The organism is Enterococcus sp. AZ170 (genome assembly GCF_050545135.1).
Lineage (GTDB): Bacteria > Bacillota > Bacilli > Lactobacillales > Enterococcaceae > Enterococcus_L > Enterococcus_L ureilyticus.
Genome location: NZ_CP172947.1, coordinates 1,153,817 through 1,173,588 on the forward strand (window position 1 = coordinate 1,153,817; position 19,772 = coordinate 1,173,588).

General features: G+C 36.7%; 18 protein-coding genes and 2 tRNA genes. 18 read left to right on the forward strand and 2 right to left on the reverse strand.

Annotated features, from left to right (window positions below; translation table 11 throughout):
- Nucleotides 1-70: 70 nt before the first annotated feature.
- Nucleotides 71-220, reverse strand: coding sequence for an SPJ_0845 family protein (locus IGJ55_RS05585; protein WP_167351658.1), 150 nt, complete (start codon nucleotides 218-220; stop codon nucleotides 71-73).
- 207 nt (nucleotides 221-427) lie between these two features.
- On the opposite strand from IGJ55_RS05585, the gene yidD reads away from it, so the two are divergent.
- The 17 genes from yidD to IGJ55_RS05670 all read left to right on the forward strand — a co-directional run bounded on the left by yidD (nucleotide 428) and on the right by IGJ55_RS05670 (nucleotide 14,353).
- A complete protein-coding gene (gene yidD, locus IGJ55_RS05590) occupies nucleotides 428-718 on the forward strand; it encodes a membrane protein insertion efficiency factor YidD (RefSeq protein WP_069638779.1) in 291 nt (96 codons plus the stop codon).
- Nucleotides 719-737: 19 nt separating this feature from the next.
- Nucleotides 738-1,646, forward strand: a complete 909-nt coding sequence (locus IGJ55_RS05595) for an ROK family protein (protein ID WP_430607676.1) — start codon at nucleotides 738-740, stop codon at nucleotides 1,644-1,646.
- A gap of 171 nt (nucleotides 1,647-1,817) precedes the next feature.
- Nucleotides 1,818-2,267: a DUF1307 domain-containing protein gene (locus IGJ55_RS05600; RefSeq protein WP_430607679.1), complete on the forward strand. Its 450-nt coding sequence runs from the start codon at nucleotides 1,818-1,820 to the stop codon at nucleotides 2,265-2,267.
- A gap of 15 nt (nucleotides 2,268-2,282) precedes the next feature.
- Nucleotides 2,283-5,273 (forward strand): BspA family leucine-rich repeat surface protein, encoded by a 2,991-nt coding sequence (locus tag IGJ55_RS05605; RefSeq protein WP_430607680.1) that lies wholly within the window; start codon nucleotides 2,283-2,285, stop codon nucleotides 5,271-5,273.
- A gap of 466 nt (nucleotides 5,274-5,739) precedes the next feature.
- Nucleotides 5,740-6,906 carry an ABC transporter substrate-binding protein gene (locus tag IGJ55_RS05610; RefSeq protein ID WP_069638775.1) on the forward strand — a complete coding sequence of 389 codons (1,167 nt, stop codon included), beginning with the start codon at nucleotides 5,740-5,742 and terminating at the stop codon, nucleotides 6,904-6,906.
- 117 nt (nucleotides 6,907-7,023) lie between these two features.
- Nucleotides 7,024-7,902, forward strand: a complete 879-nt coding sequence (locus IGJ55_RS05615) for a branched-chain amino acid ABC transporter permease (protein ID WP_069638774.1) — start codon at nucleotides 7,024-7,026, stop codon at nucleotides 7,900-7,902.
- 9 nt (nucleotides 7,903-7,911) lie between these two features.
- Nucleotides 7,912-8,880 (forward strand): branched-chain amino acid ABC transporter permease, encoded by a 969-nt coding sequence (locus IGJ55_RS05620; RefSeq protein WP_069638834.1) that lies wholly within the window; start codon nucleotides 7,912-7,914, stop codon nucleotides 8,878-8,880.
- Nucleotides 8,861-9,637, forward strand: coding sequence for an ABC transporter ATP-binding protein (locus tag IGJ55_RS05625; RefSeq protein ID WP_069638773.1), 777 nt, complete (start codon nucleotides 8,861-8,863; stop codon nucleotides 9,635-9,637). Before IGJ55_RS05620 ends, IGJ55_RS05625 begins: the two co-directional genes overlap by 20 nt.
- Nucleotides 9,637-10,338 carry an ABC transporter ATP-binding protein gene (locus IGJ55_RS05630; protein WP_069638772.1) on the forward strand — a complete coding sequence of 234 codons (702 nt, stop codon included), beginning with the start codon at nucleotides 9,637-9,639 and terminating at the stop codon, nucleotides 10,336-10,338. Before IGJ55_RS05625 ends, IGJ55_RS05630 begins: the two co-directional genes overlap by 1 nt.
- 4 nt (nucleotides 10,339-10,342) lie before the next feature.
- Entirely contained in the window at nucleotides 10,343-10,996 is a 654-nt protein-coding gene (locus IGJ55_RS05635) for a CBS domain-containing protein (protein ID WP_069638771.1), read from the forward strand.
- A 249-nt stretch (nucleotides 10,997-11,245) separates the two neighbouring features.
- Nucleotides 11,246-11,821, forward strand: a complete 576-nt coding sequence (locus IGJ55_RS05640) for a hypothetical protein (RefSeq protein WP_069638770.1) — start codon at nucleotides 11,246-11,248, stop codon at nucleotides 11,819-11,821.
- A gap of 1 nt (nucleotide 11,822) precedes the next feature.
- On the forward strand, nucleotides 11,823-12,581 hold the full coding sequence (locus tag IGJ55_RS05645; protein WP_069638769.1) for a class D sortase: 759 nt from the start codon (nucleotides 11,823-11,825) through the stop codon (nucleotides 12,579-12,581).
- Between the two features lie 18 nt (nucleotides 12,582-12,599).
- Entirely contained in the window at nucleotides 12,600-13,454 is an 855-nt protein-coding gene (locus tag IGJ55_RS05650) for a hypothetical protein (RefSeq protein ID WP_069638768.1), read from the forward strand.
- 105 nt (nucleotides 13,455-13,559) lie between these two features.
- Entirely contained in the window at nucleotides 13,560-13,793 is a 234-nt protein-coding gene (locus IGJ55_RS05655; protein ID WP_069638767.1) for a DUF2969 domain-containing protein, read from the forward strand.
- Nucleotides 13,794-13,883: 90 nt separating this feature from the next.
- Nucleotides 13,884-13,964, forward strand: a tRNA-Tyr gene (locus IGJ55_RS05660).
- 10 nt (nucleotides 13,965-13,974) lie between these two features.
- Nucleotides 13,975-14,046 (forward strand) — tRNA-Gln (locus tag IGJ55_RS05665).
- 121 nt (nucleotides 14,047-14,167) lie between these two features.
- Entirely contained in the window at nucleotides 14,168-14,353 is a 186-nt protein-coding gene (locus IGJ55_RS05670) for a hypothetical protein (RefSeq protein WP_069638766.1), read from the forward strand.
- A gap of 76 nt (nucleotides 14,354-14,429) precedes the next feature.
- Here IGJ55_RS05670 and IGJ55_RS05675 read toward each other — a convergent pair whose 3' ends face one another.
- Entirely contained in the window at nucleotides 14,430-15,038 is a 609-nt protein-coding gene (locus tag IGJ55_RS05675; protein ID WP_069638765.1) for a TetR/AcrR family transcriptional regulator, read from the reverse strand.
- A gap of 192 nt (nucleotides 15,039-15,230) precedes the next feature.
- Between IGJ55_RS05675 and IGJ55_RS05680 the strand changes: the two genes are divergently transcribed.
- Nucleotides 15,231-19,478, forward strand: coding sequence for an acyl-CoA dehydratase activase-related protein (locus IGJ55_RS05680; RefSeq protein WP_430607684.1), 4,248 nt, complete (start codon nucleotides 15,231-15,233; stop codon nucleotides 19,476-19,478).
- The last annotated feature ends 294 nt before the right edge of the window (nucleotides 19,479-19,772 follow it).

Below are 19,772 nucleotides of genomic sequence, written 5' to 3' on the forward strand. Positions count from 1 at the left end.
CACAATGCGCTTTATGCATTGTGTGGTTTTTAATCCAATTGCTCAAGCCTAAACGACTTTTGTCACAACCTTATTTTTTACTGTTTTTTTTCTTTTCTTCTTCAGCTTTAAGAGCTTGCTTTTCCAGTTCTTCTTTTGGCATTTCAACTTTTTTAGGATCAACTGCAAAAGAATCAAATAATTTATCTAAGTCATTCGTACGTTCAAATTTTAAGCCCATAGTTCGTTTGCTCCGTTTCGTTTTAAAGTAAGTAAAAGTCATAGGATAACTTCTTTTCTCTAGTTTAGCATCCTTTCAGAATTTTGAATAGTTTTCTTTTTCAACTATTAAGATTTTCTATAAAAATACTTCTCGTTTCCGTTCGTAAACTTGCATTCAATTACAAAACAAGGTATAGTTTTTTCGGATAGAGAAAAGAGGGAAGAAATGGCAAAAAATATTTTTATAGGGACGGTCCGTTTTTACCAACGCTTTATTTCACCTGGGCTGCCAGCTAGTTGTCGTTATCATCCAACCTGTTCTCAATATATGATCGATGCGATTCAAACACATGGTAGCCTCAAAGGAATCACCATGGGAACAGCCAGATTTCTACGCTGTCATCCGCTAACCAAGGGGGGAATCGATTATGTGCCCTTGAAGTTTAGTTTAAAAAGAAATCCGGATCAAGAATATCATGGTCCTTATAACTATAGAAGAAATAAACCTAAAAAATAGATGAAGGTAGGCAAATAGCATGGCAATCTTAGCATTTGATTTTGGCGGATCAGCAGTAAAACACGGAGTTTGGAACGGTCAAGAGATGATGGATAAAGGAAGTTTCAAAACACCGAAAACATGGGAAGAAATGAAAGCGTCATTATTGGCGGTGTTCAATGAAGCAGATAAAGAAATAGAAGGTGTAGCGTTGAGTGCACCGGGCGTTGTTGACGTGCAAAAACAAATGATCATCGGAATTTCAGCGATTCCGTATATTCATGGATTCAATATTTTCCACGAATTAGAAGAGCTATTTAAACGACCAATATCAATCGAAAACGATGCCAATTGTGCAGGGCTGGCAGAAATTTATGCAGGTGCTGCTAAAGGCAAACAAGAAGTTGCATTTGTTGTGATTGGAACAGGTATCGGCGGTGCCATTTTCCACAAAGGGGAAATTGTGAAAGGCGCTCATCTTTATGGCGGAGAATTTGGTTTGATGTATCTAAGTGGTGGAGAGACCTTTAGTAAACTCGGGACTGCTGTTCAAATGGCTTGGCGTTATTGCGAACGTAAAGGGGTGGAGAAGGAGACTTTCTCTGGGGAAGATGTGTTTGCCTTTGCAGAATCAGGTGATGAAGTGGCGATAGAAGAGGTCAATAATTTTTATGAGTATTTAACACAAGGATTATTCAGTATTCAATTTTCATTAGATCCAGAGATGATCGTTTTAGGTGGCGGTGTTTCGGCTAAAAAAGGCTTATTAGCTGAAATCAATCGTCGCATAAAAGAAAAACTGTCACATTTTGAATTGAATGATTTTATTCCGCAAATCGTAACCTGTCAATATGAAAATGATGCGAATTTAATTGGAGCGGCCGCTAATTTTTTAACGATTAAAAAAATGCATAAGGGTCGATTGAAACAGCCAGATGTTTTGCACTGAAATTAAAAATCGAACATTGCACTAAAATGAAACGAAGAAACTTTGAAATAGATCAAATGCAGTAAAACCAAATAGGTTTTACTGTTTTTTTATTTTTAATAGAATTGTAATTTGTGACTTTTTATTATTAATTTGTTACAATATGTTTATTATGGAGAAGGAGGTAAAAGAATGAAAAAAATTTTTTGGGGGATTGTCGGGGTGGTTGTGTTATTTTCCCTTTCCGCTTGTACAGTACAAGAACAAACGACAATCTTTGTTCTAAAACAAGAGGACGAACACGTAAAAGTTCAAAATATTCATAAGAAAGATGCGTTATTGAAGCAAAAGATTACAACAACGATTCAGTACAAAACAATGGGCATAACAACTAAAACAAAAGCAGAGAAGCTATTAGAGCCAAGTAAAAAATTGTACACCAATAAAAAGGGGATCCACTATACCATTGATTTTAATGAAAAAGCAGCCGTAGAAACCGTTGAAGTGGACTTGAAAAAAGTATCAACGAAAGATACCAAGGAAATCTCGCTTATCTCGTTGCCAAATGAATCATTTGCTAGTGCAAGTGAAGAGGCAAATGAAGCGCAACTTATAAAGCTAGGGTTTAAAAAAGAAAAATAGAAAAGGAGAAGAAGAATGAAAAAATCAGTAGTTGTCAAAGGATTGATTGTAGGTGCTTTGGGATTAATTAGTGTGCATGGAACCACTGCTTTCACGGAAGAAAGCAGCATAGAGGCTATTCCAGAACAAAAATTAAAAGTTACAGAAGACATCGAGCCGATAGCACTTGCCGTGAACACAGAAAAGAAAGAGCTAAAAGAAGGACAAACACAACAATTAACGACTGTATTCACGCCAGAAAATAGTACAGCTAACCTTACTTGGACATCCAGTGATGAGGCGTTAGCAACTGTTTCTGAAACAGGTGTGGTTACGGCTCTAAAAGCTGGAGCTGCAACGATCACAGCCAGAACAGAAAGTGGATTAAGTGGAGACGTGGCACTAACCATTAAAGCAAAAGTAGAAGGGACATTTGGTACAGTGCCTTGGGAATGGGATGCAGAGAGCCAGACACTTACCTTTGGAGGTGGGGAACTTCCAGATACTGATCCCTCAACTAATATTAGAATTAGAATAGAAAATCTTAGTATTTTAAATAGAGCTGAAATCAAATGCATAAAATTCACTGAACCAGTTGTAGCTAGTACCTCTATGGATTCCATGTTTAGATCTTTACAGAATTTAGAAACAATAGAAGGAGGAGATTTTATTGATACAAGTGGCGTGACGGATATGAGTAACATGTTTTATAATAGTTCAAAACTAACAGATGTAGACGTAAGTCATTGGAATACAAGTGGCGTGACGGATATGAGTAGAATGTTTTATTATAATTCAAAACTAACAGATGTAGATGTAAGTCATTGGAATACAGGTAAGGTAACGAATATGAGCTACATGTTTTATTCTGCTTCAAATCTGACAAATATAGATGTGAGTAAATGGGATACGATTAATGTGAGCAATATGAGTGGCATGTTTTTTAGGGCTGCTAATCTATCAAAATTAGATCTAGACCAATGGAATACAAGTAAAGTAACTAGAATGAATAACATGTTTTCTTATACTTCAAATCTGACGGATATAGATGTAAGTGAATGGGATACGATTAATGTGACAGACATGTCGTCAATGTTTTCTAATGCGCAAAGCTTAACTAGCTTAAATACAACTAATTGGAATACAAGTAAAGTGACGACTATGGAGTCCATGTTTTATAATAGTTCAAAACTGATAGATATAGATGTAAGCGGTTGGGATACAAGAAATGTGACGACTATGAGTTCAATGTTTTCAGGTGCGTCAAGCTTAACGGGGTTGGATATGTCAGAATGGGTCACAGAAAAAGTGACGAACATTTCCTCAATGTTTTCAGGTGCGTCAAGCTTAACAGAATTGGATATGTCAGAATTGGTTACAGGAAAAGTGACGAGCATGTCTTCAATGTTTTATAATGCTTCAAGCTTGAAAACGTTGGACATATCTGGTTGGAATACAGAAAATGTAACGAGTATGTCTTTTATGTTTTATGGGACTTCAAAGTTAACGGACTTAGATATCAGTAAGTGGAATGTAAGTAATGTTCGGTATATGTATAATATGTTTCAGTCAAGTGGTATATCAGGCTTAAATGTGATCAATTGGGACACAAGTAATGTACTAAACATGGGATACATGTTTAGTCAAGCAGCGAATTTGACCAAATTAGATTTGAGTACTTGGAATACGATCAAAACGACAACTATGACGAACATGTTTGCATACACACCTAACCTTTATGAGTTGAACATAAGTAATTGGGATACGAGTAATGTCACAGCAATAGATAGTATTTTTTATAGAGCAGATTCGTTAGATGTATTGATTCTAGGTCCAAATTTTAAACCTACAACCTCAACTAATTTACCAAGGAAAAAAGTAGAGCCATATACTGGAAGATGGCTCTTAGATTCTACTGAAGCTGAGAATAGTTATGAAAACAGTTCAAGATTTATGGCAAATTACGATGGAACGAAACCTGGAAAATACATCCGCGAAATGAAAACAGGTTTTGAGGTAACTGGAATCGAGTTAACACCTTCAGTTTTAAACCTAACCATTTCTGAAGAAAGTCAATTACAAGCAAAAGTCCTTCCAGAAAATGCAACGAATAAAAAAGTTACGTATTCTATTGTTGATGCTTCTATTGCTTCTGTCTCACAGGAAGGGGTTGTAACAGGATTAAAATCAGGCATAACAGAAATTACCGCACGAACAGAAGAAGGTAGCTTTAAAGCAACAACTACTGTAAATGTTACAGCAGATAGTTCATTGATTTTAGATCCCTTTTACCTTGGGCTAGATGACTTTATTACGGGGGAAATCGACCCAGCATTAAGTCCTAAAAATGTCCAACTATGGGTCAATGATCAGTTGATTTCCACGACAGAGATCTTTAGTGACGGAATTTTTGAACTAGATACAGAAGAAACAATTACAAAGACAACAGATAAAGTAAAAATTGTTATTTTGGATAGCAAAAATGCAGAAATCGATCGCGGCATGGTCAAGGTGGAAGAAATTACCTATGAGTTGACCGTGAATGACTATGTTTTATCAGAAGACACAGTCGTTTCAGGCAAGACTGATTATTTCCATACACATGTCGCATTGGTCATCAACGGAAAAGAAATTGAGCGAAAATTATTAACCTCTAATCGTCAATTTGCATTCGAGGTAGAAGGGCGAATTGAACAAGAGAGTGATAAAGTTGAAGTTGTAGGCTATCGTTACAGTACAGAAATCACACGTCAAAACGTCACAGTTCAACCTGCTAAGGTAGAAATGACAGTAGATACCTACAAGCTAGACACGCCGTACGTAACAGGAAAAGTGACTGGTAAACCAGCAAGTAGTGTTCGTTTGTATGTCAATCGAAGACGTCAAGAAACAGTAAAAATTGCAGAAGATGGCACATTCAAACTGTTAGGAGTTGGTATTCTCTCTCTAACAAATAAAGTAGAAGTAGCAGTTCTGAATGAACAGGGAGTTGAAATACTACGGTCTCTGGTTAGTATTATTCAATAGGAAACCATCAACGCATGTAACGAAAAGACAGTAAATGATTTTAAATCAAAAAATTAGATTTGCATCGTTTCTTCAAACAGAACGAAAATAAAAGGGATCAACCTGAAAGTCACTTCTATCAGTGTTAGTATGACAGAAAATGACAGGCCAGTTGATCCTTTATTCAGTTTCTTTTCCAAAGTAAAGAAAACTAAATACTATTGAGAGATCCCATAGTAAAATAGGTAAAAGTAAGTTCAATAATTTGAATTATAGAAATTTTCTGAAAATTCATTGACATTTCATTGGTTTTTGATTATATTTGTATACATACTTCTTTAATAATTATATATGCAAAGAGAATTTGCTTGCTTCAAAGTAAGCTTTTTAGAAAAATAACTCAAGTGTACAAACGCAAGTCATGTTCACCTATTTTTCTGTTAGAAGTAAACAAGACATTCAATATACAACTCAAGGAGGAAACAAGATGAAAAAATTTAGTTTTTTATTTGCTAGTCTATTTCTATTAGCAGCATGTGGTCCAACTGCTGGCGGAGGCGCAAGTGGTGGTGGGAATAAGGTTGAAGGTGACACAATCAAAATCGGGATGAACATGGAGCTTTCTGGGGATGTTTCAGCATATGGGAATGCTGAAAAAGAAGGAATCAAATTAGCCGTTGAAGAAATCAATGAAGCGGGTGGTGTTCTTGGTAAAAAATTAGAATTGATCGAAAAAGACAACAAATCTGAAAATGGTGAAGCAACTTCTGTTGCTGCCAATCTAACTGCGAAAGATAAAGTTGTTGCAGTCGTTGGACCAGCAACATCTGGTGCGACGAAAGCGACGATTCCAAATATGACAAAAGCAGCCGTTCCAGCCATTACACCTTCTGGAACAGATGACAGTATCACAGTTGTAAATGACAAAGTGCAAGAATACATTTTTAGAGCGTGCTTCCAAGATACGTTCCAAGGTGTTATCCTAGCAAACTTTGCACAAGATAATTTAAAAGCTAAAAATGTTGTGATCATTGGAGATAATTCTAGTGATTATGCGATCGGATTGACTAAATCCTTTAAAGAAACCTATAAAGGCAATATTGTGAAAGAAGAAACCTTCACAGCAGGCGATAAAGATTTCCAAGCGATTTTAACAAAAATCAAAGACCTTGATTACGATGCGATCTATATTCCAGGTTACTACGCAGAAGCAGGATTGATCATCAAACAAGCACGTGAAATGGGCATCGACAAACCAATCCTTGGAGCTGATGGATTCGGTGATGAAAAATTAGTTGAAATTGCTGGTGCTAAAAATGTTTCTGAAGTCTATTACACAGGTCACTTCTCAGAAAAAGCACCTGCTACAGATAAGGTTAAACCATTTGTAGAAGCATTTAAGAAAGAGTACAACAAACAGCCATCTGCCTTCAATGCATTAGGTTATGATTCTGTTTACATGCTAAAACAAGCAATAGAAGATAAAGATTCTGCCGATTCAAAAGACATCACAGAAGGCCTAGCCTCATTAAAGGACTTTGTTGGTGTAACTGGAAAAATGACGATGGATAAAGATCATAATCCTGAAAAATCAGCAGTTGTATTAGGCTTGACAGAAGGCAAAGAAACATCAGCCGATGCTGTAAATCCTTAACATCAATCATGAACAAGATGAAGCTTTAAAGAGGGGGAGACAAGTCTTTACGTTTTGTCCAACCTCTTTTTTCTTTAAAAAAACAGTAATTATTCTAAAATATTGGAAGTGATAAACATGGAAGTAGTGATCCAACAACTCGTAAATGGGCTTTTTCTAGGTAGTATCTACGCATTATTAGCGTTAGGCTATACCATGGTTTATGGAATTATTAAATTGATCAACTTTGCCCATGGAGAAATTTATATGTTAGGCGGATTTATGGGGTATTTCTTTATCAACAAATTAAATTTAGGCTTTTTCCCAGCACTGATTTTATCAATGGCAGGTGCTGCGGTGATTGGTGTGGTAATCGAATTTTTAGCTTATCGTCCATTAAGAAAATCGACTAGAATTGCAGCGTTGATTACAGCAATCGGTGTTTCGTTCTTATTACAAAATGGTATGATCTACTTGTTTGGGTCAGAAAAAAAATCTTTCCCACAAGCGATTGAATTCAAAAACTATCAACTAGGCTTTATTCAAATTTCAAATATTCAAGTACTTATTTTAGTTATTTCACTCATATTGATGATCGCACTGCAATTGATTGTTAAAAAGACCAAAATGGGAAAAGCAATGCGCGCTGTTTCAGTGGATGCAGATGCTGCTCAATTGATGGGGATCAATGTCAATCGGACGATTTCGTTTACCTTTGCTTTAGGTTCAGCTTTGGCTGCGGCTGCAGGGATGTTGATAGGACTTTACTATAACTCGATCGATCCGATGATGGGTGTGGTTCCTGGGTTGAAATCATTTGTTGCGGCAGTTTTAGGCGGTATTGGTATTATTCCAGGGGCTGCGTTAGGTGGCTTTGTAATTGGACTATTAGAAACAATCACGATAGCACTCGGTTTTTCAGATTATAAAGATGCGGTTGTGTATGCATTATTGATTATTATTTTATTGATTCGTCCTGCCGGAATTCTCGGCAAAAACATTAAAGAGAAAGTGTAGGTGCAAGGCATGAAAAAGAATTTAAAATATAATTTCGTTTGGCTTTTAATTGCTGCATTAGCTTATGCTTTTATTTATGTTTTGTATGTCACAGGTGTTATCACGCCGTTTACTGAATATACATTGATTACGATCGGCATCAATATTATGTTGGCATTAGGCTTAAATTTGATTATTGGTTTTTCTGGTCAATTTTCTTTAGGTCATGCAGGATTTATGGCGATTGGGGCGTATAGTGCGGCGATTATGTCTGTTAAATACCCGACGATGGGTGGCTTTTTCAGCGGGATTCTATTAGGGATCGTGTTATCTGGGATCGTTGCTTTATTAGTGGGGATTCCTACTTTGAGATTAAAAGGAGATTACTTAGCGATTGCAACTCTAGGGATTTCTGAGATAATTCGAATTATCATCATTAACATGGGTGATTTAACCAATGGACCAGCTGGGATTTTTGGTATTCCTCCAATGGTCAATTGGTCAATGGTTTTTGGCTTTGTTGTGATCGTGACGCTGATCATTGTTAATTTTATTCATAGTGGGCCAGGTCGTGCGACAATGGCGATCAGAGAAGATGAAATTGCGGCTGAATCTATGGGTGTGAATACAACCAAATATAAAGTGGCGGCGTTCATTATTGGTGCTATTACAGCAAGTGTTGCTGGAGCAATTTATGCAAGCTATGTTCAAACAATTGCACCAAAAGATTTTGGTTTTATGAAATCAATCGATATTTTGATCATCGTTGTGTTTGGTGGAATCGGTAGTGTTACAGGAACCTTTATCTCCGCTATTGTACTGGGAATTTTAAATATGTTCTTGCAAGATGCTGGTGCGCTTAGAATGATCATCTATGCCTTAGCGTTGATCATTATCATGATCTTCAAACCAGGCGGCTTGTTAGGAACTTGGGAATTCTCTGTAAAAAAACTATTCAAGAAGAAGGAGGACAAATCGAATGCCTCTATTGAACGTTAGTAATTTAACCAAAAACTTTGGCGGACTGGCTGCAGTTTCCAATGTTAATCTATCTCTAGAAACAAACGAATTGATCGGCTTAATTGGTCCTAATGGGGCTGGGAAAACGACGTTGTTTAACCTTTTGACAGGCGTTTATGAACCTAGTGAAGGAACGGTTACATTGAATGTTTTAGGCAAAGAGCAGGAATTAAATGGAATGAAGCCGTATAAAATCGCAGATATGGGATTAAGTAGAACCTTTCAAAATATCCGGCTGTTCAAAGACCTGACTGTTATGGACAATGTATTGATCGCAATGAATAGTAAAAATAAAGAAGGGATTATTTCTAGTATTTTACGTTTGCCGACTTTTTATAAAAAAGAAGAAGCAATGGAACAAAAAGTCTTAGAGCTTCTAGCTATTTTCGGTTTAGAAGAGAAGGTTCAGACGTTAGCGAAGAATCTTCCATACGGGGAACAAAGACGTTTAGAAATCGTGCGGGCACTAGCGACACAACCAAAAGTCTTGTTTTTAGATGAACCGGCTGCTGGGATGAATCCACAAGAGACAGCTGATTTAACGGAGCTGATTAGAAAAATTCAAAAAGAATTCCAAATCACGATCGTTTTGATCGAGCATGATATGAGTTTGGTCATGGAGGTTTGTCAAAGAATTTATGTTTTAGAGTACGGCAGAATCATCGCAGAAGGTAAACCAGAAGCAATCAAGAATGATCCACGTGTGATTGAAGCTTATCTTGGAGGTGAGCTATAATGTTAACTATCGAAAATTTATCGGTTCACTATGGAGTGATCCAAGCAGTCCGTGACGTCAGCTTTAACGTTGAAAAAGGCGAAATCGTTTCTCTGATAGGAGCTAATGGGGCTGGTAAAACAACTATTTTAAGGACGATTTCCGGTTTGAATCGTCCATCGAATGGAACTATCACATTTGAAGGTCAACCAATTCATAAAATGCTCCCTCAAAAAATCGTGGCTTCTGGCTTGTGCCAAGTACCAGAAGGACGACATGTTTTTTCAGGATTGACTGTTCAAGAAAACTTAGAAATGGGGGCATTTTTACGTAAAGATAGCGAATTGAAAAAAGACTATGATATGATTTTTGATCGATTTCCTATATTGAAGGAACGTAAAAACCAAGATGCTTCCACGTTGTCTGGTGGAGAGCAGCAGATGTTAGCAATGGGGCGAGCCCTGATGTCTAAACCAAAATTACTATTATTAGATGAGCCGTCAATGGGACTTGCGCCAATCTTTATTCAAGAAATTTTCAATATTATCCAAGAAATCAATAAACAAGGAACAACGGTTTTATTGATCGAACAAAATGCAAAAATGGCTTTATCAATTGCAGATCGTGGTTATGTATTAGAAACCGGTGAAGTTGTGTTGAGTGGTCCAGGCAAAGAATTGCTGGAAAGCGAAGAAGTGAAAAAAGCATATCTAGGAGGTTAATAGCATGAGCGTTAGTGATTTTATGACAAGAAATTTAATCGTGGCCCAACCAGAAATGAAAATTTTCGATGCGGTAGATTTGATGAAAAAAAATAATATTCATCGTCTGCCTGTAGTTAAGGGAGAACAAGTAATCGGATTGATCACAGAAGGCACGATACAGTCTGCAATGCCATCAAAAGCGACAAGTTTAAGTGTTTATGAAGTTAATTATTTACTGAATAAAACGACAGTAGCAGATATTATGGTTAAAAAAGTTCAAACTATTCAACCAGAAGCTTCATTAGAAGATGGTATTTTCAAAATGCGTCAAAATAATATCGGTGTATTGCCAGTTATTGATGCAAATGAAATATTAGTCGGAATTATTACAAATAATGATATTTTTGATGCGTTTTTAAAAATTACTGGCTATAATGATGGCGGTACTAGGATTCAACTTCGAATTCCAGAAGACCATAAGGGGATTTTAGCAGATATCGCAAAACTGCTAGCCGACAATGATTTTAGTATCTTGACGGTCGTCGTGAACCGCAAAGAGTTGGAGACCATTATTGAATTACAGATTGAAAGCCGAGAAACGCACCAAATTGAGAAAAAATTAAAAGAAGCTGGTTATGATGTTTTTGAAGCAACGTTTATTTCAAAAAAAGTATAAAAAGATGAAGTATGGCAACGATTATCTAGTCCTTTTTTACTGAAAAAGAATTTGACTATTAAAGGAGCGTATGATAGTTTTATATAGTGACGTAAGAAATTCGTCGTTTAACCATTGTTCGAAAATTGAAGTGTTTATGCTCTTTGATATGATTTCGATTTATCTTCAAAACAATAGGGGTTATTGTTGGTATAATTTTTACAGATATTCTGTAATTGATTATAAATATTTAAGATGGGAGGAATACAAATGAAAAAAGTTATCGGATTCATTATTGCATTTGTGGCAACGCTTAGCTTTGCGACAACTGCTTCAGCTGATGGCGCTATCTCAGCTGCAGAACAGTCTGTTCTTAACGAATTGAATGCTGGTATGACTATCGGCGGTAAAAAATTCAATTTCGAAGCGGCTGAAACAAATGCAGCTTCTAATCACTTGAAGCGTGTTGATTTAACACAAGCGCAAGTAGATGAAGCAGTTAAAAACATTCAAGCAGCACGTAGCTTAGTTGCAGGTGTATCTGTTGATACTTCAAGCGCTAACTCTCTTGCAAGTGCAATCAAATTATTGCCGGCTAATGTAATTGCTCAAGTTCAAAATTACGTAGTTGCTGCTGGGAATGCTGTTGGCGTGAAAATCACTTTTGGTAGCGGAAGCTACTCTGCAGTGACAATCACAGATGTGAATGGCGCTCCTGTATATAGTACTGGTACTCCAGTAAAAAATACAGGATCTAATTACGCATTAAGCGGAATTACTTTTGGCTCATTGATCGTGGCTGCAGCAGGTGCAGTATTCGTGAGCAGAAAGAACAAATTAGCATAACATGAAACAATTAAAGAGATTAGGGGCATTCGTTTATGTGCCTCTTTTCTTTATGTGTTTTGGTTATCTCATTATTTACATAATTGGTGCACCTGTCATTAATTTCGCTTCTTCAGCGGTTGAATTGATTTCACTGAATGATGCTCCGGTTTTCGATCAGCAAGGCACAAACCTTTTTGAAAAACGAAACCAGAAAAAAGAGCAACCCTCAGCAGATCAAACGACCGATAAAGCAGCTGATCAGACAACTGATGAAACAAATCAGTCAGCTGAAACTGAAATGGAAGTCTCCAACGAAGGAGAGTTAGCCTCTTCAAGTATGGTTTATCCAGTAGGAGGAGACCAGTTTGGCGAAGTCGTGATCGACAAAGTTAAAATTAATGAACCATTGTATTACGGGGATAGCGAAGAAATTTTGCGCTTAGGCGCAGGGCAATATATCGGTAGCATGATTCCAGGGGATTTAGGGACGACCTTGATCGGAGGGCACAACTTGCCTTCTTTTGGAAAAATTTATTACTTAGAACCAGGAGACCAAGTGAGTATCCGCACTCACTATGGTGATTATACGTATCAAGTGACAGAAGTAAACATTGCTGATTATAAAGATCCAACGATCAACACCAAACTAGCTGACCGTTCAAAACGATCACTGATCCTTTATACTTGTTATCCGCTAGATGCGATTGGTTTAACACCAGAACGTGTTTTTGTTTCGGCAGATTATGTTTCTGGACCAATCATCGACGAGAAATCATAAAGGAGGAGAATCACTGAGATGAAAAAACGCGGTCATTTAATGAAAGTAACTTCTCGCTTTTTTATTGCTTTTTTATCCTCTGTTTTTCTATTTGCATTTCTGATTTTATTAACATTAAGATTAACCCTCTTCAGTGAAAACTATATTGCAAAGCAAGCTGCTAAAGCAGATTATTATACGGAATTAACTGAAGAAATCAATCGGCAAATCGAAAATAGCTCCTTAGGAAGTAATATTCCAAAAGGTGTTTTAGATCAAGCAATCAGTAAAGAGGTAGTGAAGATAGACGTAGATAAATATTTTCAAGCAATGTACAATACAGGAACAAAATATGAGATATCTGATGAGAGTAAAATCCATGATGCTGTTTCTAAAGCAATCACAGATTACATGAAAGAAAAACAAATTCAAGTAACACCTGAATCAGAACTTGCTGTAACTGGTCTTTCAGATAATGCTGTAAAAATCTATAAAGGGTATATCGAGTTACCTTTTTTAGTGTCTTATGGAAGAAAAGTCATGAACTATAAATCTAAGCTTGTGCTATTTATGGTGATCTGTGGAGTTTTATGGGCGTTGCTAAGTTTTTCTCTATACTCTTCGTTAAGAGGATATGTGCATCGTTTATTAAGATATTGGGCATATATATGGGTAGGAAGCGGCTTGATGATGGCTGTAGTTCCTGGAATTATTTTACTGCAAGGTTCTTTAAAAAAATTAGGAATTCAATCAAAGGCGATGTATGACTTTATTCAAACCTATTTATCGAGTTTTTTGTGGTTGTTTATTGTGATAGGGTTGATTTCGATCGCAGCAGGAATTATTTTCGGCGTACTTAGCGAAGTCAAAAGAAAGCAGCTATTTAGCACTTAAATAAAGGATGGATCAAAAGCCGTTACTCGATGTTCTTGGCTTTTGCTCCAGCCGCTTTCTTTTTTTTACGTTACGTGATACCATATAATTCTTGGAGGGATGAAGATGTCAAAGAAAAATAAAGATATAGAAGTAAAAATAGAAGAAACAGAAAAAAAAGTGAATGGTGCGACGATCACAGTAAACACCTTAACGATCGGTAAAAAAGAAATCGGTCAAGTCCTAGCACAAGACACTAAAAAATTTGCTGTAATGATCGATGGACGAAATGAAGCGACTGTGAAAACGCTTGATGAAGCGATCGAATACATTATCCGTCAATGGAATTTAAACGACTAAAATAAATAACAACTTTTTTTCGAAAAAGGCTTGCATTTTGTTCAAAAGTTTTGTATTATAACTAAGTCAGGTTTTTTACTAAAACCTTTTGGAGGAATAGCGAAGTGGCTAAACGCGACGGACTGTAAATCCGTTCCTTAGGGTTCAGTGGTTCGAATCCACTTTCCTCCATTTTAACCTTTGGGGTATAGCCAAGCGGTAAGGCAACAGGTTTTGATCCTGTCATGCGTTGGTTCGAATCCAGCTACCCCAGTATTTGTTTAGAACAACTCAGATAGAGTTGTTTTTTTTTTGACGAAAAAAAGAGGATAACTTTTGTTCTCTTTTTTCGAAATATATGATAAAGTGAATAAAAAGCATGAGGAGTGAACCGAATGAACATTAAAGAGAAAATAACTGAAACAGCTGAAAAAGTCTATGACTTAGCTCGTGACGGTAAATATGATGTCAAAGTAAATCTTTTTTCTAAAAAGAAAAGTAAAAACCAAGCAAAAGGCATCCAGGTAGTATCGTCAAGAGATACTGCACATACAAAAAAATGGCGTGCTAAAAACCGTTAAATCACTAGTAAAGCAAAATAGTCTGTAACATCCTCTAAAAAGAAGGTGTTGCAGACTATTTTGCTTTAAATGAGTCTTATTTATCGATTTCAAGCCCGAGGACAGTCAAGTGACCATTTCCTACTAGTTTAATAACAAGCCTGGCTAAATGGTTAGGAGACATGTCCGTGTCACTTGTGATCCACCAATGCAGGGTTCCAATAAAGATCGATGTCATATACTCAATAATGAAATCGATAGGAACTTCAATATCATTCTCTGTAATTTTTAATTTTGAAAAAATATCTGCATACTTTTCATAAATGATATCTGCCAGTTTTTTTCTTAATAATTCATTAGAGCTACCATCCATGATCGTTAAAAAGAAATTCTTATTTTTTTGAATATTAACATAGATATGCGTCAGTAAAAATTCAATTTGTTTCACTTTGATACGATTACTAACAATGATTTGTTCAGTATCGATAACAGAAGTAAAGGCATCGACTGCAAAATCAAAAATCTGTTCGTAAAGGTCTTGTTTGTCTTTGAAATGGGCATAGAAAGTCGCACGATTAATCATCGCTTCATCCGCAATGTCTTGAATTGTTATCGAGTCATAGCCTTTTTCTTCTACTAAAAGAAAGAAAGCTTCAATAATCATTTTGTGTGTCCGTTTTACCCGAAGGTCTGTTTTCTTTGACATAAAAAATTCCTTTCGAAATAATCAACAATTTTTGGGAGTTTGTTGCTTATCTCACAAATTTGGGTGTTTTGCTTGTTGCAATTACTTTAGAATCTTTCTAAAATATACATAAGTATTATATCAGACACCTTGTAGGATAATCAACAAAGTGTTGTGAAATAAAAGGATCTAGATTATAAGGAGCTAAAAAGTATGACAATCAGAGCAGGAATAGATGTTGGTTCGACAACTGTGAAATTAGTAATTATTGACGAAGAGAATCATACAAAGTTCGCAAAATACGAACGACATTATTCAGACGTAAAAGCTGCAACCGAAAAAGTTTTAAAGGAAGCAATGAATGAATTAGGTGAAACTACACCAATCACAATGACAATCACAGGATCAGGCGGTATGGGATTAGCGGACGTTTTGAACATTTCGTTTGTACAAGAAGTCATTGCATGTACAAAAACAGTAGAAGAAATCATACCAGAGACGGATGTAGCGATTGAATTAGGTGGCGAGGATGCAAAAATCACCTTCTTTGAAGGTGCTTTAGAGCAACGGATGAACGGTAGTTGTGCTGGTGGAACGGGTGCATTTATTGATCAAATGGCCGTTTTGTTAAAAACGGATGCCAATGGCGTTAATGAGCTAGCTAAAAACTATCAAACCATTTATCCAATTGCTTCGAGATGTGGTGTTTTTGCCAAGACTGATGTTCAACCTTTGATCAATGAAGGAGCTGCAAAAGAGGATATTTCGGCAAGTATATTTCAAGCAGTAGTGAACCAGACGATTGCAGGCTTAGCCGCCGGTCGCAAAATAAAAGGAAAAATCGCTTTTTTAGGCGGACCATTGTTTTTTATGTCCGAACTTAGAAAACGATTTATCGAGACCTTAGACGTAAAACCAGAAGATGTGATTTTTCCAGAAAATCCACAACTATTTGTAGCGATGGGAGCGGCGATTTATTCTGAAGGTGCAACTCCAACAACTTTAGCAGATTTGATCCATCGTTTGACGAAAGGGGATCAAGAACAATTAAAACCAACAGATACATTAGAACCGTTATTTCAAGATGACGCCGAACTAAATACATTTAGAAAACGTCATGACCAAGCAAAAGCGCAAGAAAAAGCCTTAACGGATCATCATGGTGTGGCTTTTTTAGGGATCGATGCCGGCTCAACAACAACCAAAGTAACCTTGATCGATGAAGAGGGCAATTTACTCTTTTCATTTTATGGAAACAATCAAGGACAGCCACTAGAGACAACGATGAGTGTGTTGAAAGATTTGTACCAACAATTGCCAAAAGATGTCTTTATTGGAAAATCAGCTGTTACTGGATATGGAGAGCACTTGATCAAAAATGCCTTAAAAGTTGACATTGGTGAAGTTGAAACAATGGCTCATTACAAAGCGGCAGATCATTTTCAACCTGGCGTTGATTTTATTTTAGATATTGGCGGTCAAGATATGAAGGCAATGACGATCAAAGACGGTGTATTGTCTTCGATCCAATTAAATGAAGCTTGTTCATCAGGTTGCGGTTCTTTTATCGAAACGTTTGCGAAATCATTGAATTTTGATGTCAAAGATTTTGCGATCGAAGCGTTAAGCTCTAAGGCACCTGTGGATTTAGGCTCACGTTGTACCGTATTCATGAATTCTAAGGTCAAACAGGTTCAAAAAGAAGGGGCATCTGTCGGAGATATTTCTGCTGGATTGTCTTATTCTGTGATTAAAAATGCCATATATAAAGTAATCAAAGTTCGTCGTCCAGAAGAACTGGGCAAAAAAATCGTTTGCCAAGGTGGAACGTTTTATAACGAAGCAGTTTTACGTGCATTTGAAATGATTAGTGAACGAGAAGTCGTCCGTCCATCGATTGCAGGGTTGATGGGTGCGTATGGTGCTGCGTTGATTGCTCTAGAAAATTATGAGTTAGGACAGGAAACAACAATCCTTGGACTTGAAGAGCTGGATACATTTACTGCCGATAAAGAGTTTACGCATTGTGGTCTTTGTGAAAATAATTGTATGATGACCGTGACGATCTTTTCAGATGGGCGCCAATTTGTAACTGGTAATCGATGTGAGCGCGGTGCGAGAATCAAAGTGAAAAGAGAAGATCGTAGAGTCAATTTAGTTGATTATAAGTATCGTAAACTATTTAAATATCGTCCATTAAAAGAAAAAGATGCGCCCAATGGCAGAATCGGAATTCCAAGAGTGTTAAACATGTATGAAAATTATCCGCTATGGCACACATTTTTCACTGATTTAGGCTTTCGTGTGGAGTTATCCCCACGTTCGAATAAAGACTTATATGAACAAGGAATGGAAACTATTCCTAGTGATACAGCTTGTTATCCAGCCAAGATCACTCATGGACATATTCAAGCGTTGATCGATGCAAAAGTTCCAATGATTTTCTATCCTGGCGTTGTTTTTGAACGCCAAGAATCAGCAGAAGCAGATAATCATTTTAATTGTCCAATTGTGCAAAGCTATCCTGATGTTATCCGAAATAATGTAGATGATATTCGTGATGGGAAAGTTGATTATCGTAATCCGTATATCAATTTGGCCAACGAAGCTTCAGTAGCCAAAGTTTTGGGTGAGACATTCGCTGATTTAGGCATTTCTACTGAACAAATTACTCAAGCCTTGCGTCATGGTTATGAAGAGCTAGATGCTTTTAAGAAAGATGTCCGTAATAAAGGGGAAGAAACGCTAGTAATGCTGAATCAAAAAGGCGAAAAGGGCATCGTGCTATCTGGGCGTCCCTATCATTTAGATCCTGAAATCAATCATGGGATTGCCGATGTGATCACGCAAGAAGGCTTTCATGTATTGACAGAAGATTGTGTTTCACATTTAAGTGATGTCGGTAATTTACGTGTTGTCAATCAATGGGTGTATCATTCACGCTTGTATGCAGCGGCTCGCGTCGTGGCGAAATCGAAAAATCTAGAGTTGGTTCAGCTAAATTCTTTTGGTTGCGGATTAGATGCAGTCACAACTGACCAAGTAGAAGAAATTATGGATCAATACGGCAAAATTTATACCGTCCTAAAAATCGATGAAGGATCAAACTTAGGGGCGATCAGGATTCGTCTACGTTCATTAAAAGCAGCAGTCGGTGAACGAGAAAAAATGAATTTTGAACCGAAATTGCAACATGAAGAACCAGAGAAGATCATTTTTACTAAAGAAATGAAAAAGACCCATACATTATTGTTACCAATGCTTAGCCCAATTCATCAGTCTGGTTTAGTTGATGTTGCATTGCAAGCTTCTGGCTATAATGTTGTTTGTTTGCCTGCTGATGATCGTGAAGCGGTGAATGTTGGGTTAAAATATGTGAATAATGATGCCTGTTATCCAGCAATCATTTCGATTGGACAATTAGTTGAAGCGCTAGAAAGTGGAGAATATGATTTAAATCACGTCAGTGTAATGATGACACAAACAGGCGGTGGCTGTCGTGCGACAAATTATATTCCGCTCCTTAGAAAAGCATTGAATGATGCTGGCTTCCCCCAAGTTCCTGTAGTCTCTGTTTCAATGGGAAATAAAGGCGTTGAATCTAATCCAGGGTTTAAGTTTACTTTACCAATGTTAAAACGTGTAGCAGTAGCCTTTTTATATGGTGATTTATTCGAACGGGTCGTCTATCGAACTCGTCCTTATGAAACGAAAGTTGGTATGATCGATGCCCTGCATGAAAAATGGTTAAAAAAAATCGAAAAAAATGTCCGGAATGGCTCATTGACTTTATTTAATCGGAATATGAAAAAAATCATCCAAGAATTTGATAATGTTCCATTGAATGAAGTCAAGAAGCCGAAAGTCGGAATCGTTGGAGAAATTTTAGTCAAATACTCACCAACAGCGAATAATGATATTGTCCGTTTATTAGAAGCAGAAGGCGCAGAAGCTGTTGTTCCAGATATTGTTGGATTTATGAACTATTCTTTATACAATCAAATTTGGAAATATGACAATATGGGCATGTCAAAACAAAGCAAAAATTTGGCTCAATTTGCAATTCGAATCATCGAATATGTTGAAAAACCGATGGATAAAGCCTTAAGAAATTCAAAACGCTTTGAAGGGTTAAGCTCGATTCATGAACTGGCAGAAGATGCTGGAAAAATTCTTTCGATCGGAAATCACACAGGTGAAGGGTGGTTTTTAACTGGAGAAATGATTGAACTGCTGAAATCTGATGTGAATAATATTGTCTGTATGCAGCCCTTTGGTTGCTTGCCGAATCATGTTGTTGGTAAAGGGGTCACTAAGGAATTACGACGCCAATATCCAAAAGCAAATATTGCGCCAATCGACTATGATCCAGGTGTCTCAATAGTGAATCAATTGAACCGAATCCGTTTGATGATGGCAACAGCAAACAAAATGTTGGATGAAGAAAAAGTCCAATCATAGAAGAAACATACTAAGATTAGAGGTAAACTCATCCGTCGACGAGTTTACCTTCTAATCTTAGTATGTTTTTGTTCGTAAAATGAAAAGACGTTAATTTTGTGAATTTGTCTTTCTTTTTGTTCAAGGTTCGTTATACAATAGATATAATAACTAAAAATCTCTTAGCTAGAAATCACTTGACAGTTTAGACTAAGCATACCAAAGTAATTTTGTTAACGCTTACTGATAGTTGTTTTAAAAGTTTTGATTGTTTATGAGGTATATACCAGTTATAATATAAGAGAATAAAAAGGA

What these genes read in the sequence shown, in the direction of transcription:
- yidD (WP_069638779.1), top strand. Translation starts at nt 428, where the DNA reads ATGGCAAAAAATATTTTTATAGGGACGGTCCGTTTTTACCAACGCTTT.
- IGJ55_RS05605 (WP_430607680.1), top strand. Translation starts at nt 2,283, where the DNA reads ATGAAAAAATCAGTAGTTGTCAAAGGATTGATTGTAGGTGCTTTGGGA.
- IGJ55_RS05670 (WP_069638766.1), top strand. Translation starts at nt 14,168, where the DNA reads ATGAACATTAAAGAGAAAATAACTGAAACAGCTGAAAAAGTCTATGAC.
- IGJ55_RS05600 (WP_430607679.1), top strand. Translation starts at nt 1,818, where the DNA reads ATGAAAAAAATTTTTTGGGGGATTGTCGGGGTGGTTGTGTTATTTTCC.
- IGJ55_RS05645 (WP_069638769.1), top strand. Translation starts at nt 11,823, where the DNA reads ATGAAACAATTAAAGAGATTAGGGGCATTCGTTTATGTGCCTCTTTTC.
- IGJ55_RS05610 (WP_069638775.1), top strand. Translation starts at nt 5,740, where the DNA reads ATGAAAAAATTTAGTTTTTTATTTGCTAGTCTATTTCTATTAGCAGCA.
- IGJ55_RS05630 (WP_069638772.1), top strand. Translation starts at nt 9,637, where the DNA reads ATGTTAACTATCGAAAATTTATCGGTTCACTATGGAGTGATCCAAGCA.
- IGJ55_RS05650 (WP_069638768.1), top strand. Translation starts at nt 12,600, where the DNA reads ATGAAAAAACGCGGTCATTTAATGAAAGTAACTTCTCGCTTTTTTATT.
- IGJ55_RS05615 (WP_069638774.1), top strand. Translation starts at nt 7,024, where the DNA reads ATGGAAGTAGTGATCCAACAACTCGTAAATGGGCTTTTTCTAGGTAGT.
- IGJ55_RS05620 (WP_069638834.1), top strand. Translation starts at nt 7,912, where the DNA reads ATGAAAAAGAATTTAAAATATAATTTCGTTTGGCTTTTAATTGCTGCA.
- IGJ55_RS05655 (WP_069638767.1), top strand. Translation starts at nt 13,560, where the DNA reads ATGTCAAAGAAAAATAAAGATATAGAAGTAAAAATAGAAGAAACAGAA.
- IGJ55_RS05625 (WP_069638773.1), top strand. Translation starts at nt 8,861, where the DNA reads ATGCCTCTATTGAACGTTAGTAATTTAACCAAAAACTTTGGCGGACTG.
- IGJ55_RS05585 (WP_167351658.1), bottom strand. Translation starts at nt 220, where the DNA reads ATGGGCTTAAAATTTGAACGTACGAATGACTTAGATAAATTATTTGAT.
- IGJ55_RS05635 (WP_069638771.1), top strand. Translation starts at nt 10,343, where the DNA reads ATGAGCGTTAGTGATTTTATGACAAGAAATTTAATCGTGGCCCAACCA.
- IGJ55_RS05675 (WP_069638765.1), bottom strand. Translation starts at nt 15,038, where the DNA reads ATGTCAAAGAAAACAGACCTTCGGGTAAAACGGACACACAAAATGATT.
- IGJ55_RS05595 (WP_430607676.1), top strand. Translation starts at nt 738, where the DNA reads ATGGCAATCTTAGCATTTGATTTTGGCGGATCAGCAGTAAAACACGGA.
- IGJ55_RS05680 (WP_430607684.1), top strand. Translation starts at nt 15,231, where the DNA reads ATGACAATCAGAGCAGGAATAGATGTTGGTTCGACAACTGTGAAATTA.
- IGJ55_RS05640 (WP_069638770.1), top strand. Translation starts at nt 11,246, where the DNA reads ATGAAAAAAGTTATCGGATTCATTATTGCATTTGTGGCAACGCTTAGC.